Source organism: Vibrio natriegens NBRC 15636 = ATCC 14048 = DSM 759, from assembly GCF_035621455.1.
GTDB classification, from domain to species: Bacteria; Pseudomonadota; Gammaproteobacteria; order Enterobacterales; family Vibrionaceae; genus Vibrio; species Vibrio natriegens.
This window is the reverse complement of the sequence record NZ_CP141822.1, coordinates 197,393-211,900: the sequence shown is the minus strand read 5'-3', so window position 1 is coordinate 211,900 and position 14,508 is coordinate 197,393. Positions and strand designations below refer to the sequence as shown.

Sequence of the window (14,508 nt, the reverse complement as noted above, 5' to 3'; positions counted from 1 at the left end):
TAGCGCTGTATTGCGTTTCTTGCTAAAATTCCTGAGAAAATTTTAATCTATGGTGGAAGTTCTATGATCATCGTAACTGGTGGTGCTGGCATGATCGGCAGCAACATTGTTAAAGCTCTCAACGCAGCTGGTATGAACGATATTCTGGTTGTCGACAACCTAAAAAATGGCAAAAAGTTTAAGAACTTAGTTGATCTGGACATCACAGATTACATGGATCGTGATGACTTCCTTACCCAAATTATGGCGGGTGATGATTTCGGTCCTATCGAAGCAATTTTCCATGAAGGTGCTTGTTCTGCAACCACCGAGTGGGATGGTAAATACATGATGCTAAACAACTATGAGTACTCAAAAGAGTTATTGCATTATTGTTTAGACCGTGAAATTCCATTCCTTTACGCCTCTTCTGCAGCCACATACGGTGAGACAGATACCTTTGTTGAAGAGCGTGAATACGAAGGCGCACTCAACGTCTACGGTTACTCTAAGCAACAGTTTGATAACTACGTACGTCGCTTATGGCAAGACGCTGAAGAGCACGGTGAGACCCTATCTCAAATCACGGGCTTCCGTTACTTCAATGTTTACGGCCCTCGTGAAGACCATAAAGGAAGCATGGCATCCGTTGCCTTCCACCTAAATAACCAGCTAAATGCAGGTGAAAACCCGAAACTCTTCGCAGGTAGCGAGACCTTTAAACGTGATTTCGTTTACGTCGGCGATGTATGCAAAGTAAATCTGTGGTTCTTCGAAAATGGCGTATCAGGCATTTTTAACTGTGGCACAGGACGCGCGGAGTCGTTTGAAGAGGTCGCGAAAGCGGTGATCACTCACCACGGAAAAGGTGAAATCGAAACGATTCCTTTCCCTGAGCATCTAAAAGGCGCTTACCAAGAGTTCACTCAAGCTGATCTGACTAAGCTACGCTCAGCAGGCTGCGACGTAGAATTCAAAACGGTTGCAGAAGGTGTCTCTGAATACCTAGCCATCCAAAATCGCTAAGTATATTTGTTCGCAATAATGAGGTGGCGGTGATTATGACCTGCCACCTTTACTCAGCTTCAATAGCCTGTATCATTTCCTTTATCTGCATTTAAATCACTCGTCTCCATACGCATAGGTAACTAGACTCCCCATGATCAATAAACGTGATGATTTCGATCCCAAAGCCTATAACCCTGAGTTTGACCGCTCATTTCTCAAGCCTAAATATTGGGGAACCTGGCTCGCTGTTTTTAGCTCAATTTTTATCGCATTGCTGCCCCTCGCTTTTCACCAGTGGCTGGCAAAAGTGCTGGCATCACGTTTAGTTAAATCTAAAGCAAACTCAGTCAACAACGTAAAGACCAACTTAGCCTTGTGTTTCCCACAGTTAAGTGAACAAGAGCGTGACCAACTGGTTTACAAAACGCTTTATACTGCCGGCGTATTTACTCTTAGATTTGGCTTGGTCTCTTTGCGTTCACCCGAATGGCTGCAATCAAAGTGTGACTTTGTAAACTCCGAACAGTTGCTCGACCTAACTGAGCAAAATCAAAAAGTGATTTTATTAGTGCCGCACTCTTGGTCGATTGATATACCTGCGGTACTACTTGCCTCACAAGGCTTACCTGTTTCTGCGATGGCGAAAAGACAGAAAAACCCAGTAACAGACTGGCTAATGCATCGCCAACGCGTGCAATATGGTGGCCGTGTGTACGAACGCTCTGGAGGGATTAAACCCTTCATCAAATCGATTAAAGACGGTTACTTGGGCTACTATCTACCAGACCAGGATCATGGTGCTGAACTCAGTGAATTTGTGGACTTTTTCGCGACGACGAAGGCAACCCTGCCAGGTCTGACAAAACTGGCGAAACTGTCAAAGTCCAAAGTAATCCCGACTTTTGCCTCACTGGATCCGGAAACTGGTCGCTTTAGTATTGAGTTCATGCCTCCACTGACGCTTCAGGAAACCGACTGCGACGATGCTCGCTCACTCAATGAAGCCATTGAGTACTTTGTGACGAAAAACCCAGAGCAATACATGTGGACCCTGCGTCTACTGCGTACACAGGCGGATGGCAGTAACCCATACAGTGAAATGCGTGAGCATGGCTTTATTAAAGAGAAGTGATATCAACATGTCGAAAAACAAAATTCTAATTATTGGTCCTTCTTGGGTTGGAGATATGGTGATGTCGCAATCCCTATACATTGTTTTAAAGCAACTGAACCCTGAAAGCGAAATTGATGTGATTGCACCCGGGTGGTGTAAACCAATCTTAGAGCGTATGCCTGAGGTGAATAAGGCCATTGAAATGCCGATTGGGCATGGTGAATTTAACCTTCTGGGGCGGCGTGAAATTGGTAAAACGCTGCGTGAGAAGAAATACGATCACGCTTATATCCTGCCAAAATCGGCGAAATCCGCTCTGATACCTTGGTTTGCTAACATTCCTCTTCGCACCGGCTGGAAAGGCGAAATGCGCTATGGCTTGCTGAATGACATTCGTCCTAACATGAAGTCGTTCCAATACATGGTGGAGCGTTATGTGGCTTTGGCTTATCCACAATCGGAGATGGTGGACTCATCGTCACTAGGTGGATTAGAGACGCTGCCGCGCCCTCGCCTAGCTATCAATACTGAAGAGCAACAAACCACTATCCAGAAGTTTAACCTCAATAAAGAACGCTCTATTATTGGCTTGTGCCCAGGTGCAGAATTTGGTCCGGCGAAGAAATGGCCAGAAACCCATTATGCGGAAGTCGCCACACAGATGTGTAAAGAAGGTCATCAAATCTGGTTATTCGGCTCACAGAAAGATCTTGAGACATGTAACGGCATTCGAGCTCTGGTTCCGCCACAGCTCCAACAGCATATTCATGTTCTTGCCGGACAAACCAGTTTGATCGAAGCCGTTGACCTGCTTGCTGCATGTAAAACGGTAGTAGCGAACGACTCGGGCTTAATGCACGTCGCAGCTGCAGTCGGTTGTAATGTCGTCGCTGTGTATGGTTCTACGTCACCAAAATATACGCCGCCACTTGCGGACAAAGTCGAGATTGTTCATACCGATATTGACTGTCGCCCATGTTTTCAGCGTGAATGCCAGTTTAACCACCTTAAGTGCTTGACGGAGTTATCTCCGAAACAAGTACTTAACAGTATCCAAAAGCTCGAAGCCATTACCATTAGCTCATGTTAATTCGTCTGATATATACGTTACTGCTGGCACTAGCGTCACCAATTCTTTTGTTTGGTTTGTATAAGAGCAAGCCAAACAAGCCTAAATTTGGTCCGCGCTGGAAAGAACATTTTGGTATCACGCCCAAGCTCAATACTGATCAACGCCCAATATGGATTCATGCCGTATCGGTTGGTGAAAGCATCGCTGCGGCACCGTTAATAAAAGCATTGAAAAAGCAGAATCCTGAACAGGCGATTTTGGTTACTACAACAACCGGTACCGGGGCTGAGCAGGTGGCAAAATTAGGTGATTTAGTTGAACACCGATATATGCCTATCGACTTTAGCTTTGCGGTAAAAGGCTTTTTAAAGGCTGTAAATCCAAAGCAAATGCTGATCATTGAAACCGAGCTTTGGCCAAATACCCTGAACACGGTGCACAAAGCGGGGATTCCAATTACTGTGGTCAACGCCCGTTTATCTGAAAAGTCATGCCGAAACTACGCTAAAGTGCAGCCGTTGTTTAACCTTTTGCATCCAAAACTTACTCAGGTGTTGTGCCAAACCGAATCGGATTCTGAGCGTTTTTCTCGCTTGGGCGTCGATAGTAATAAGCTATCAGTTACTGGCTCAATCAAGTTTGATATCCAGATCTCAGACGACGTGAAAACGAAGGGTAAAGAATTGCGCTCTGTTCTTGGAGAACACAGACCCGTTTGGATAGCGGCAAGCACTCATAAGGGCGAAGATGAACAAGTACTTAACGCACATAAGAAACTACTTGAATCTTATCCAGAAGCCTTACTGATCTTAGTCCCTCGCCACCCGGAGCGTTTTGATAGCGTCTTTGAACTTTGTCAGAAACATAGCTTGGAAACCATTCGCCGTACCTCACAGTCAGACGTAGCTGAATCAACTCAAGTTTACCTCGGCGATACCATGGGTGAGATGTTGATTTTAATAGGCGCAGCCGATGTCTGCTTTATGGGTGGGAGCCTAATTGGTGATAAAGTTGGCGGACACAACGTTCTGGAACCAGCCGCACTTGGCGTGCCAGTTATTACAGGGCCGAGTTACTTTAATTTTACCGAAATTGTTGCCAGTTTATCTCAAACTGAATCTCTAAGTATCATCGAAGATAGCTCTCAATTAGCGGAATCCATAACTGATATTTTCTTCAACCCAAGGAAAATCGCTAACTCAGCGTTAGGTGCAACAGAAAGCCCTCTTGCGAAAACCATCCAGTTACTTGTTAAGGAATAAATTTTGGCGAAAACAGGCACCATACTTATTGTCTTGTATAACAAAAAGATCTCAGAATCGACTACTTATCAAAGTCTTATTAAGTATCCAGGAAACCTCAATAACATAGACTTGCTTATTTGGAATAACGGTCCTGACGAGATAAACAAGAATTTAGATGAGAGCGATACCAAAAAATTTCGTAGTGTGACAATCAAAGAGGATCTATCTAACGCTGGGCTCGCAAAAATCTATAATTTCGTCTTCACCTTTAAAGAAAATGATTTCTTTGTGTTTCTCGATGATGACTCTAATTTATCTCCTACTTACATTAAATCCATTCTACATGTAGATAAAGATACATGTGCCGTCCCTATTCTTACTCACAATGGCCAGGTCCAAAGCCCAACATTAAAGAAAAAGAAAGTTGAAAGCACTGAACTGCCGGAAGACAGGAGCCGCTTTCGAGCTGTAGGCAGCGGTGTTGTGGTTGGAGCCAATGTTGCCAACAAACTCAAAGCTACGTACGGTAGCGTCTTTGACGAGCACTTTCTTTTGTACGGAGTAGATACAACCTTTTTTATCAGGTTAGAACGCGCGAAATTATTATCGCACCTCAAAGTGATACCTGGGTTTGAGCACTCATACTCTCGCCTTTCTACGGATCCAGATGCTATCAGTGACTTCAGAAAAAAAGAGCGAGCCTATGATGAAGGGCTTCGAGCACGATATTACAAAAGTAAATCAAGCTTAATCGTTTATACTCTTCGTACTGGGTTAAAAAGTTTAAAAAATCGCTTAACAGAAAAGGAAGACCTAGAGGGCTTTATATTTAAAGCAATAATGACTGGAAAGCACTACAGATATAAATAGTCAAAAACCTTTTTTACCATATGAATTGAAGGTGCCACTGACGGTGATATGACATCGCCAGTGACACACTCCAAAAAATCTTAACTTATAGCTAGCGTGGAGTATTAACGTATAAAAGCTAGTTCTTCTAAGCACTACTCTATCTGCGATCTACAAATCAAATTACGCTATAGTAAGCCAAGCAATTAGATTTTATTTTAAGTATAGATACACTTCACCTATAAAAACTTCTTTGCAAAATCAGCTACTTCTTTATGGAAGGTGGCCTTTTCTTCTCTAATTTTATTGCGGTAAAATTCAAAATCGTCCAGTGAACGTTCAAAGTGAGTAAAGACCTCATTAACTAACGAGCTAACTTCATCAATAAAGCCTTCACCAGATTCATTAAGTTTGTATTTTTTTGGAACAGCAATATCAACGGTATTTCCAGCACTGCCTTTTTCACCTGTGATTACAATACACTTTGCCATTGCGGCTTCACGAGGAATACGGTCTTTACCAGGGTGATTACCAAAATCAATGTAAACTTTGCTCTTGGCTAGCAAGTCAGCAACTTCCGCTGCTGTCATATTCTGAATCGGAGCAAACTTTACAGATGGCATTGCAGCTATTAACTTATTCGTAGTTTCTATGCCTTTTTTGGGATTGTAACAAATAACATTTTCTTTCTGGTTGATATCAACTTGCCTAGTTAAGTGCTCTTCACCAAGATAATCACTTAAATGAAAGACATCAGAAATACCATGCTGGTTTAAAAACAATTCACCGTAGTAGCTCTGTGTCAAGTGTGAATATTGTTTGAGCTCATCCATCGGTAAAAACTTTGGATTATTTGTCACATTGCTTCGATACCAATGTTTTATATGCTTGAACAGTGTATTGGGATGAGATTTAAAGTAGTTATCAACCGATAACCACCAGACGATCTTTCTTTTTCCTTCTACCAAATTCAAATATTTGGTTGCCGCCTCAGGTACAATAACAGTAGCCTCACGACACTCCTCTAGCGTGGCTAATGGCACATTATAATGTGCGTAAGCAGAAGGTGTTTGATGTTTTTCCGTAAAGGGGTAGTAAAGAATTTTAGCATCGACATTTAACTGGGTCAGAGCATCCACAAACTGGTGAATCAACTCTGGACCACCAGTCACACTATTCGCTGGGCAAAGAACAATAGCTTTATCCATATTAAGATTTCCCTTCCATCTCATTAACTTTGTTCAACGCACTACGTATTACCTGATGCATATCGTAGTACTTATACTCAGCAAGACGACCACCAAAAAAAACATCTTCAGACTCATTTTTAGCTAGCTGGCGATACTTTTTAAACAGCGCCATATTCTTCTCATCATTCACCGGATAGTATGGCTCATCACCTGGTTTCCACTCAGAAGGATATTCTTTTGTAATAATAGTATGTTCAGTATCTACTGGGTCAAAATGCTTATGTTCGATGATTCTGGTAAAAGGAATTGAGCGCTCTGTATAATTAACAACGGCATTACCTTGATAATTAGCAATATCCATTCGTTCGTTCTGAAACTCTAATGAACGATATTCTAATCGACCAAGTTGATTATCAAAGTACTCATCGATTGGCCCAGTATAAATTACCTTTTTAGCCATTGATTTAAAGCGAGCTTTATCCGATAAAAAATCGACACCTAATTGCACCTCTGAATTTTCTAACATCTTTTCGATTAGATTGGTATAACCACCAATAGGCACACCCTGGTAACGATCGGAAAAATAATTGTTATCATAAGTCAAACGCACCGGCAAACGACGAATGATGAAAGCAGGTAGATCCACACAATCTCGTCCCCACTGCTTTTCGGTATATCCTTTGATCAAGGTTTCGTAAATATCTCGTCCAACCAGAGAGATCGCCTGTTCTTCTAAGTTTTCAGGCTCTTTATTTGCCATTTCCTGTCGCTGCTCTTGTAACTTTGCTTCAGCTTCGGCCGGCGTTCTTACTCCCCATAACTGGTAGAAGGTATTCATATTAAAAGGCAAATTGTAAAGTTTACCTTTGTGATTAGCTAACGGTGAGTTAGTGAAGCGGTTAAACTCCACTAGATCGTTCACATAGTCCCAAATAGCTTTGTCGTTTGTATGGAATATGTGCGCGCCGTACTTGTGCACCTGAATCCCACCACTGTCTTCAGTGTAAACATTTCCACCAATATGTTGTCGTCGATCTATCACAAGCACCGAACGACCTTGCTTCGTCAATTCATTAGCGCATACGGCACCAAATAAACCGGCACCTACTATTAAATAATCATATTTCATAACTGTTATTCCGAAGCACATGTTTGGCTTTCTATCGAATTCATCTGTAGCCTAAACTGGATTTATTTGATATCAAAGTCATAATCGATCACCCATTGACTTTATATGCAGAGTCAAAGGGAACTTTGAGCTAAAATTTATCAGCGGTATCTTAACAAGAAATTTGACTAACCTGAACTCAGCGCAAAGAGGTTAGTCAAAGCTTTAGTAGTATGCAGTTATATCCCTTCAATTTTCGACAACTTCCGAGGAAAAAACATACCACTCTTCCACAACCCATATAGATCACTTACGAAACAGTAAGTTGATTGGGATTTGATTAATTCAAACTCAGCTCAATGATTAGCGGCTCCCTTAAGGAGGTATTCAAACTCCTCTTCTTGCCAATGAATTGAGCGTTTCTTAAGCTCTTTACGAAAGGAGCGCAACAATCTATCTAAATTGTGTTTTTGCCAGTCTGAGCCAGCTTGTTGGGAACATTTGTCGAAATCAATAATCCACACTTGCTTATCTGCATCAATCAGAATGTTGTGAATATTCAAATCGGTATGATTAACGCCAGCCTTGTGCATTTTGGCAATTTCTTGCCCAATCTTATGGTACATTTCTGCTGGTAAAGCCCCCTCTTGGAGGATACTTACTAAATCCTTGGCATTTGGTATACATTGGCTGAGTAAGTCCGCCTGGTAGGTTAATAAGCCTGTCTTGACCGCTCTTGCTGCTATGGGCTTCGGTACGTTCACACCGGCTTCCGTTAACGTAAGTAAGAGCTGAAACTCCGCCGCACTGCGAGTCCTTTCCCAACTAGAAAACCAATAATTATCTTTAACTAACTTTCCAAACAAACCACCACGTCGATAATGACGCAGCGCGGCTTGCATGGTACCAAGTTGGACAAACCAAGTGGTTCCACGCCCAGTTGCACTACCAACAACTGCGTTCAGACTCTGCCAGTATTCAATATCAAACAGCGTTTTTTCCGGCTCTGAAACTACCGATTCGTCATACCAAACTCGAGTATTGCCGTGTTTAAAAAGTTTCATGCTGTTCCTTAAAAGAAGAGGATCGTTAACCAAGTGAACCCGGCTAGCATTAGCGCTACCATTACGGCAGCCGAGCCAATGTCTTTTGCTCTGCCGCTCAATTCATGCCTCTCAATACCTATACGATCAACCACGGCTTCGATAGCTGAATTAAGTAACTCGACAATCAGCACCAATACGACACTTCCAAACATCAAAACACGCTCTATCGCCGACAAATCCAACAAAAATACGATGATGGCAGCGCAGACTAATAAGCCAACTTCTTGTCTGATGGCCGCTTCATGTTTGAATGCAGCTTTTATCCCTTTCGCGGAATAAAAAGTCGCATTGTAGATGCGCCTTAACCCTGTTTGACCAGGCTTTCCGGTAGTCTTTTCGTTATTTTTGTTCATGTCGCCCCATGATTGAATGATCGCCTAAACCTTCACGCGACGTATTCTACATGAGTACCAATGAAGCTGAAACGGGAACAAGCTGGCTGTTTGGCTTAAAAATAAACCCAGAACAGCATCTTTAATGAAGGACCTTTGGTAAACTTGGGTTTAAGCTAACATAAACACCATTTTCTGCTTTAGGGTTCATAATGAAGATTGCACTGATTCACATGCGTCACGCTAAGGTTGGCGGCACAGAACTGTTCTTAAATCAATTGTCCAAATACCTGTGCGAACAAGGTGAAGACGTCACCATTATTTGCCGTTCTCACGAAGAACCAAGTCACCCAAACATTAAGTTTGTCACACTAAAACCGCTCAGTATTGGTAAAGCGCATCGAGCCTATCGGTTTGCGAAAGCGGTTGAAAACCACGTCAATGAAAATGACTATGATATTGTTTATGCGTTGGGGAAAACCTGGACACACGACCTAATTCGCGTTGGTGGAGGCACTCGTAAACACATCGTTGATCTGAGAAAAGACAAGAAACCGACGCCAAGGGACCGCGTCTCCATGTATATCGAGCGTAAAGCCCTGTCGTCTGCCGATAATCTTTTCGTGGTATCGAACTCGCATAAAAGCAGCACCGAAATAATGGAAGATTATGGTGTCTCTCCAGATAAAATCGCCACGATTCATAACGCGGTTGATCTAAACCGTTTCTCACGTGAAAACTGCGCGACACAAGTAGCTGAGTTAAAAAAGAAACTACAAATTAACGATAAACACCCTATCTTTCTGTTTCTTGGTTCAGGTTATCACCGCAAAGGATTAGAGCCGACACTCAAGGCATTTAGCTTGCTGAAAGAAGAGGCAAGCTTGGTCATTGTAGGGAATGAACAGCACCCTCAACAGTACCAAGACCTGGCAAAAGAACTTGGTATTGAAGATAAATGCTATTTCTTAGGTAAACAAAACAATCCGGAAATCTTCTTTAGCATGGCATCTTGTTATGTTTTCCCTACCAAATACGAACCATTTGGTTTTACTGCCATTGAAGCGTTATCAAGCGGCTGTCCAGTGATTACCACCGTCGACTGTGGTGCAAAAGAAGTGATGAACGACGAAGTGAGCTCGATTCTTGAGTCTGACTTTTCGACCGAAAAGCTCGCACAGGAAATGAGTCATTGGGCAGACAAAGCAAAGTCTAAAGAATTCCGAGCAGCCTGTCGTGAGTCAGTCGCACCGCTGGACGTGAATAACATTATGGAAATGAACTATCAGTTGATCAAACAAGCGTGGGAAAAGAAACAGCTAAAATAATATCACCCACATAATTCGATAAAATACAAAAGGCTTCGCACAACTGTTCGAAGCCTTTTAACATATAACGTTACGCGCAGAATCCATCGAACCCCGCTTAGCCTGAGCAAAACTATGCGGTTTCTAAGATCTGAGTCTCCCGACTCAACTCCATCAAAGATAAGCTACTTACCCTTTCTACAGATATAGATTCTATAGACTTACTACACTCAGATGGAAACACACACCAAGAATTATTAGTGCTGTGATACCAATCTGGTAGTACATAATAGGGGGATGTTGGAGACGCAGCTCTGGTATCCCACCCCCAGATCATCACCATTGGAACCTTCATCATTTGAAATATATGGCATGGACCACAGTCATTCGATAAAGTAAGTGCAGACTCGTGGGCAATATCGACCAGATCAGAAATAGAAGGAGAATGTTTTATCTCAAAAGGTAAACCGTGCAATAAACGCTCTACGATAGCTGCCTTTGAACTTTCCTGAGGACCGAGTATGATATTAATTTTGTCAATTTTGTCTGATTTTCGATAGATATTTTTCGCAGCTTCACAGTACCTTTCAATTGGCCAGACTTTAAAAGCTCCAGCGCCACCAGCTGGCACCAAAGTTAACGCGCTTTTCTTTGCATCTTGCCCGGCTTCTGAACCCAGCATATTGATTATCGTGGTATCGTAGTTAGTACCAAATGCGACATTAGCTAAATCGAGATTGTTTTTTGCGATGTACTGTCGACCTTTTGGCGTAAATAAATGCTTACTATATAAGCCACATTTATTCAAAAGCTTGGAGTTGCTAAACGCGTATTTTTCTTTTGTTTTCGCCAGCAGCAGTGCTGCATGAACACGCTCAGAGCCGGAGTAAATATTAAAAACTTTATCAAATTTATTCGAGTTGATACTCGTTACTATTTTTAGAATATTCCAGCCTTTGTAATTAATGACGTTGTCTGCAAGTCCATTACAAACAAGGAGCTGACTGCTTTTGGCCTTGGTATAAATCGTAATATTTGCATCTCCAATCTCTTTTCTTATGGCGCAAAGCAATGGAATTTGCGTTGTGATGTTTCCAAATTGTGCTCTGTGTGGAACAAATACAGCCACGTTTGTCATTAATATATCCACCAATTACGATACGTATATGTCACTTTCCTTACAGTAAAGACCAAAGTATGAATCTAGACACGTAAGGCTAAGTAATATTTAAATTTATTCTTAATATAAAACAGAGAAATAATATCAAAAACTGACCTAATTTTTACAAAAAGCATTCCATTCTGTGCTCCTGAAACCAAAAATTCATCCTAGTTCAATTTACTGGCGAAAGCCTGTACCAAAATCAAACAAAAGGAATAAAAACACCTATCAATACTTAAGGGTTGGACCACTAAAAATTAGGATTGTTGCATACTCGTTCTTGGATCCTGACTCGCCGAATCACACAACTCAGGGTGATTTGGGTATACATTCTGTTGATGCAACTGCATAATTCAGAGATAAATAACAACCCTCTTCAGAGTCATGAGCCTTTTTAATAAACCACCACAGAAAATTTGTATTCTGAGACTCTCTGCTATTGGTGATGTATGCAACACCATCGCAGTTGTACAAGCGATTCAAAAGCACTGGCCTACAACAGAGATCACGTGGATTACTGGTGCCCTAGAGGCTGAACTGCTTAAGTCGATTCCAAATATCAATGTAGTGGTGTTTAACAAAAAGAATGGCTTTTCCGAATATCTAAGAGTTTGGAAGCTGCTTAAAGGTACTCGTTTTGATGCATTACTTCATATGCAATACGCCATCAGAGCGAGCGTTCTGACAATAGGAATCAAAGCCAAATACAAACTTGGATTTGATGCGAAGAGAAGCCAAGACGGGCAACGCTTGTTTACGAACGTGAAGGTTCCCTCTCCTGAATCCAATCATGTTTTAGATGGTTTACGCCAATTTGCGATTACGCTTGGTGTGCCTGAATTCACCCCATCATGGTCGCTAGAATATAATGATGATGCACGGAGCTGGGCGACGAAGAATCTATCCAACGAAAAAACAAACTTAGTCATTGTTCCTGGTGCGAGTAAGGCCTACAAAAATTGGACCGCTAAAGGGTATGCAGATGTGATTCATCATGCCAGCAAGAATAATCTAAATGTCATTCTTGCTGGCAGTCCTGCCCAAGTTGAAAAAGATCTTGGTCGTGATATTGAGAAAGCACTTGATGTGCCAGTTACCAATCTCATTGGTCAAAGTTCGCTGCAGCAAATGCTGGCATTGCTCGATAAAGCCGATGTTGTGATAGCACCAGACACCGGCCCAACACACATGGCCAATGCCATGGGTACACCTGTTATTGGGCTTTATGCGCATCATAATCCAGAACGTACCGGGCCTTATAACTATCGATCGTTGGTCGTTTCAGCGTACAACGACGCGCTTTGGGCGGAAACCCAAAAACAGCCTTCTCAGGTTGACTGGCGTACCAGAGTTCAAGATGAAAAAGCGATGGAGAGAATTACCAGCGAGTCTGTCATCGCCATGTTGGATAAGGTGCTAACTAACCTTCAGAGCGAAAAGGTCAAACCATGAATATCTGCCACGTGAATTTAGCGTCGGGGTACCACGGTGGTGAAAACCAGACGCTTCAGCTTATCAAACAACAAGTTAAGTTAGGCTATAACCTCACCGTTGTCGCTAACCCTAAAAGCCCTTTTGCTGAAGCTGTCCACCAACTGGACGTAAAACTGGTGCTCGCGACACACTTTACTAAAGCTCACTCAAAGTCAGTTACCGAAAATTGCACATTAATTCATGTGCATGAAGGCAGAGCAATTTACTGGGCCTTGATTCAACACATGTTGTATGGCACGCCATATATTGTCACTCGCCGTATAGACAACGCTTTAAAAAAGAAATGGTTAGCAAATCTAGCCTACTCCAAAGCAGCAGCAGTGGTCGGTTTAAGTACCGAGATTGTTCAGCGTGTTAATGATGCCTATCCCGCATTACAGACACATAAAATCCCGAGCTCTCCTGTCCAGTACCCTAGTGACGAGAAAACGGTTCAATCGATTAAACAAAGATTCGCAGGCAAGTTTTTGGTTATTCAGGCCGCGAATATGCTTAAACATAAAGGGTTTGATGTCACCATTTCTGCAGCCAAAAAGCTCGAAGAATCCAACCTACCCATACAGTTCTGTTTGCTCGGTGATGGTCCAGAGAGACCTGCTCTTGAGCAACAAGCTAGCGGACTTAATAACGTTAGCTTTGAAGGTAAACAAACGAATATGGGTGACTGGTTTAGCGCCGCCGATCTGCAAATTCACCCGTCATACACAGAAGGACTGGGCTCAGTGATCTTAGAAGGGATGTCTGCGGGCTTACCTGTGATTGGTGCGAATACAGGCGGAATCCCGGATATTATTGAACATGACTACAACGGTTTTTTAATCGAGCCCGGAAACGGCGATGCATTAACCGATGCAATCGTGAAACTCTATGAAGACCAAAAAAAACGAGCCAGCTTCATACAAAATGGGGTTAAAAAGCTCGAAAAGTTCGATATTCGTTATACTTCCCAGCAGTACCTTGAGCTTTATAAGAAAATAGAAAAATGAAAAGAGTAATCTACCCAGGCACCTTTGATCCAATCACCAATGGGCATCTCGACCTGATCGAACGTGCGGCTGATATGTTTGATGAAGTCATTGTCGCGGTCGCCGAAAGTCCAAGTAAAAACACCATGTTTACACTAGAAGAGCGAGTCAGCTTTGTAAAAGATGTCACCGCACATCTAGACAATGTTACTACCCAAGGCTTTTCCGGACTCATGGTGGACTTTGCACGCGATGTTAATGCGAACGTGCTAATACGCGGCCTGAGAACTACAGTAGACTTTGAATACGAATTCGGTTTAACCAATATGTATCGACGTTTATTGCCTGGCTTAGAGAGTGTGTTTCTCACTCCGGCCGAAGAGTACGCATTTATCTCATCGACAATCGTCCGCGAAGTGGCTATTCATGGTGGAGACGTCAGTGCATTCGTTCCAAAAATAGTGGCGGACGCGATGCACAACAAAAAACGCCATTAATGAACAAGCCTGACTTAGCTATGCTAGGCTACTTCAGGCTTCAGCTTCTCCGCAATCCATTTATTTTAAAGCACTTCTAGC

The 14,508-nt window shown here is 42.5% G+C and carries 14 protein-coding genes; 9 read left to right on the top strand and 5 right to left on the bottom strand.

Annotated features, from left to right (window positions below; all coding sequences use genetic code 11):
- Window positions 1–63 precede the first annotated feature (63 nt).
- From rfaD to VER99_RS00950, 5 genes are all read left to right on the top strand, one after another.
- On the top strand, window positions 64–1,005 hold the full coding sequence (rfaD, locus tag VER99_RS00970) for an ADP-glyceromanno-heptose 6-epimerase (protein WP_020335731.1): 942 nt from the start codon (window positions 64–66) through the stop codon (window positions 1,003–1,005).
- Between the two features lie 133 nt (window positions 1,006–1,138).
- Window positions 1,139–2,119 carry a lauroyl-Kdo(2)-lipid IV(A) myristoyltransferase gene (gene lpxM, locus VER99_RS00965; RefSeq protein ID WP_020335730.1) on the top strand — a complete coding sequence of 327 codons (981 nt, stop codon included), beginning with the start codon at window positions 1,139–1,141 and terminating at the stop codon, window positions 2,117–2,119.
- Window positions 2,120–2,126: 7 nt separating this feature from the next.
- The gene (gene waaF, locus VER99_RS00960) at window positions 2,127–3,191 is read left to right on the top strand and encodes a lipopolysaccharide heptosyltransferase II (RefSeq protein WP_029791356.1); all 1,065 of its coding nucleotides are present in this window, start codon (window positions 2,127–2,129) and stop codon (window positions 3,189–3,191) included.
- The gene (gene waaA, locus VER99_RS00955; RefSeq protein ID WP_020335728.1) at window positions 3,185–4,435 is read left to right on the top strand and encodes a lipid IV(A) 3-deoxy-D-manno-octulosonic acid transferase; all 1,251 of its coding nucleotides are present in this window, start codon (window positions 3,185–3,187) and stop codon (window positions 4,433–4,435) included. The genes waaF and waaA overlap by 7 nt, the downstream gene beginning before the upstream one ends.
- Window positions 4,436–4,438: 3 nt before the next feature.
- Window positions 4,439–5,287, top strand: coding sequence for a glycosyltransferase family 2 protein (locus VER99_RS00950; RefSeq protein WP_020335727.1), 849 nt, complete (start codon window positions 4,439–4,441; stop codon window positions 5,285–5,287).
- Between the two features lie 218 nt (window positions 5,288–5,505).
- Here the strand turns inward: VER99_RS00950 and VER99_RS00945 are convergent, their stop codons facing one another.
- From VER99_RS00945 to VER99_RS00930, 4 genes are all read right to left on the bottom strand, one after another.
- On the bottom strand, window positions 5,506–6,474 hold the full coding sequence (locus VER99_RS00945; protein ID WP_014230595.1) for a hypothetical protein: 969 nt from the start codon (window positions 6,472–6,474) through the stop codon (window positions 5,506–5,508).
- A 1-nt stretch (window position 6,475) separates the two neighbouring features.
- A complete protein-coding gene (glf, locus tag VER99_RS00940; protein WP_014230594.1) occupies window positions 6,476–7,585 on the bottom strand; it encodes a UDP-galactopyranose mutase in 1,110 nt (369 codons plus the stop codon).
- A gap of 335 nt (window positions 7,586–7,920) precedes the next feature.
- Window positions 7,921–8,628: a 3-deoxy-D-manno-octulosonic acid kinase gene (locus VER99_RS00935; protein ID WP_014230593.1), complete on the bottom strand. Its 708-nt coding sequence runs from the start codon at window positions 8,626–8,628 to the stop codon at window positions 7,921–7,923.
- Window positions 8,629–8,636: 8 nt separating this feature from the next.
- Window positions 8,637–9,023: a diacylglycerol kinase gene (locus tag VER99_RS00930; protein ID WP_014230592.1), complete on the bottom strand. Its 387-nt coding sequence runs from the start codon at window positions 9,021–9,023 to the stop codon at window positions 8,637–8,639.
- A gap of 191 nt (window positions 9,024–9,214) precedes the next feature.
- Here VER99_RS00930 and VER99_RS00925 point away from each other — a divergent pair, with 191 nt between their 5' ends.
- On the top strand, window positions 9,215–10,330 hold the full coding sequence (locus tag VER99_RS00925; protein WP_020335726.1) for a glycosyltransferase family 4 protein: 1,116 nt from the start codon (window positions 9,215–9,217) through the stop codon (window positions 10,328–10,330).
- A 112-nt stretch (window positions 10,331–10,442) separates the two neighbouring features.
- Here VER99_RS00925 and VER99_RS00920 read toward each other — a convergent pair whose 3' ends face one another.
- A complete protein-coding gene (locus VER99_RS00920) occupies window positions 10,443–11,447 on the bottom strand; it encodes a glycosyltransferase family 9 protein (protein WP_020335725.1) in 1,005 nt (334 codons plus the stop codon).
- 408 nt (window positions 11,448–11,855) lie between these two features.
- Between VER99_RS00920 and VER99_RS00915 the strand changes: the two genes are divergently transcribed.
- Genes VER99_RS00915 through coaD form a run of 3 tightly spaced genes read left to right on the top strand, consistent with a single transcriptional unit; the run spans window position 11,856 to window position 14,427 of the window.
- A complete protein-coding gene (locus VER99_RS00915; protein ID WP_020335724.1) occupies window positions 11,856–12,923 on the top strand; it encodes a glycosyltransferase family 9 protein in 1,068 nt (355 codons plus the stop codon).
- Complete coding sequence (locus VER99_RS00910; protein ID WP_020335723.1) at window positions 12,920–13,951, top strand: glycosyltransferase family 4 protein; 1,032 nt, start codon at window positions 12,920–12,922, stop codon at window positions 13,949–13,951. Before VER99_RS00915 ends, VER99_RS00910 begins: the two co-directional genes overlap by 4 nt.
- On the top strand, window positions 13,948–14,427 hold the full coding sequence (coaD, locus tag VER99_RS00905; RefSeq protein ID WP_020335722.1) for a pantetheine-phosphate adenylyltransferase: 480 nt from the start codon (window positions 13,948–13,950) through the stop codon (window positions 14,425–14,427). The genes VER99_RS00910 and coaD overlap by 4 nt, the downstream gene beginning before the upstream one ends.
- The last annotated feature ends 81 nt before the right edge of the window (window positions 14,428–14,508 follow it).

Coding starts and splice junctions, on each gene's coding strand:
- VER99_RS00915 (WP_020335724.1), top strand. CDS start 11,856: ATGAGCCTTTTTAATAAACCACCACAGAAAATTTGTATTCTGAGACTC.
- waaA (WP_020335728.1), top strand. CDS start 3,185: ATGTTAATTCGTCTGATATATACGTTACTGCTGGCACTAGCGTCACCA.
- VER99_RS00930 (WP_014230592.1), bottom strand. CDS start 9,023: ATGAACAAAAATAACGAAAAGACTACCGGAAAGCCTGGTCAAACAGGG.
- VER99_RS00910 (WP_020335723.1), top strand. CDS start 12,920: ATGAATATCTGCCACGTGAATTTAGCGTCGGGGTACCACGGTGGTGAA.
- VER99_RS00920 (WP_020335725.1), bottom strand. CDS start 11,447: ATGACAAACGTGGCTGTATTTGTTCCACACAGAGCACAATTTGGAAAC.
- rfaD (WP_020335731.1), top strand. CDS start 64: ATGATCATCGTAACTGGTGGTGCTGGCATGATCGGCAGCAACATTGTT.
- glf (WP_014230594.1), bottom strand. CDS start 7,585: ATGAAATATGATTATTTAATAGTAGGTGCCGGTTTATTTGGTGCCGTA.
- VER99_RS00925 (WP_020335726.1), top strand. CDS start 9,215: ATGAAGATTGCACTGATTCACATGCGTCACGCTAAGGTTGGCGGCACA.
- waaF (WP_029791356.1), top strand. CDS start 2,127: ATGTCGAAAAACAAAATTCTAATTATTGGTCCTTCTTGGGTTGGAGAT.
- coaD (WP_020335722.1), top strand. CDS start 13,948: ATGAAAAGAGTAATCTACCCAGGCACCTTTGATCCAATCACCAATGGG.
- VER99_RS00945 (WP_014230595.1), bottom strand. CDS start 6,474: ATGGATAAAGCTATTGTTCTTTGCCCAGCGAATAGTGTGACTGGTGGT.
- VER99_RS00935 (WP_014230593.1), bottom strand. CDS start 8,628: ATGAAACTTTTTAAACACGGCAATACTCGAGTTTGGTATGACGAATCG.
- lpxM (WP_020335730.1), top strand. CDS start 1,139: ATGATCAATAAACGTGATGATTTCGATCCCAAAGCCTATAACCCTGAG.